At 36.0% G+C, this 1,032-nt stretch carries 1 protein-coding gene; it reads right to left on the reverse strand.

Annotated elements, in window-relative coordinates; all coding sequences use genetic code 11:
* On the reverse strand, nt 1–892 hold an 892-nt coding region (locus BQ5796_RS16260; RefSeq protein ID WP_071461422.1), incomplete at its 3' end, for an IS4 family transposase.
* Nucleotides 893–1,032: the final 140 nt, after the last annotated feature.

Raw genomic sequence — 1,032 nt, forward strand, 5'->3', positions numbered from 1 at the left:
ATTTGAAAAACAGTTCTATTGCCCAGCGTGACTTATACATCTCTGATATTTCTTCCGCACTTAAGTCAAAGCGATTTGTGATTAAATGAAGGGTATTTCCTTTTGTATCTATCACTTTTAAAAGGCGAAAGTAGTTTTCAGCACGGTTTTGAGTCGTACCTATCAGAACCATTTGATCCGATAAAACAGTCGAGCCCTCGGGTAGTTTGAAATCATAAACTTCCCTGATAACAGCGTTTTTTCTTAACCTGGAAAGGAAGAAGTACCCTTCATCTGTCATGCGATCAAATCGCTCGTAGTCTAAATAGCCCCGGTCAAAAACATACATGCATTCTTTATCATCCACCAGAATTTCAAGCTGACCACGATCATGTTCTTTTGCGGTGGTCATGATGGCTTTTTCGGGATAGGACTTCCCATCTTCCATGAAAACAAGGCGTAGGTGTAACTTTACTCCTCCCTTTTTCTTACGGAATTTCGCCCATCTATGATTGGTTAAATTAAGTGGCAATGTGCTTGAATCAATGATTTTTAATGGCATAATCAGTTTTTTATAGTGTGTTTTGACATGGATTTGTGAGACTAAATCAAGAAATAGCCTTTGAAACAAATCTGGATTTATTCCGTTTAAGCGCCGTGACAGCTGGGAAATACTAATCGAATCAAGGTCGATTTCTTTTTGAAGTTGGTCATCAAAAAGACAATCACTCAGTGCATGAAGACTTTCGACTTCTTGTAGCTGTGCATAAAGAAGTAATTTTAAAAACGATTCTGTCGTCAACTTTTTCGTATAAAGATCTAATTTCAATGTTTTCACTTGTTCTTCAAACAACGGAAGATTTATTGATGAAAACCATTGTCCAAATGAAGTTTTTCGTGTAACCTTATCCATGGGTTTGTCCTTTATTAATAGATTTGGATGGGTTACCACCTGACATATCTATTATAAAGGACTTTTTCTTTGCGTAAAATAACTTACCTGAACATTTTGAGTATTTTTAATAGTGGAATTAAATTAATGCAACACTAGTG

Origin of the sequence: Bacillus massilinigeriensis, assembly GCF_900111815.1 — a bacterium.
Lineage (GTDB): Bacteria > Bacillota > Bacilli > Bacillales > Cytobacillaceae > Mesobacillus_C > Mesobacillus_C mediterraneensis.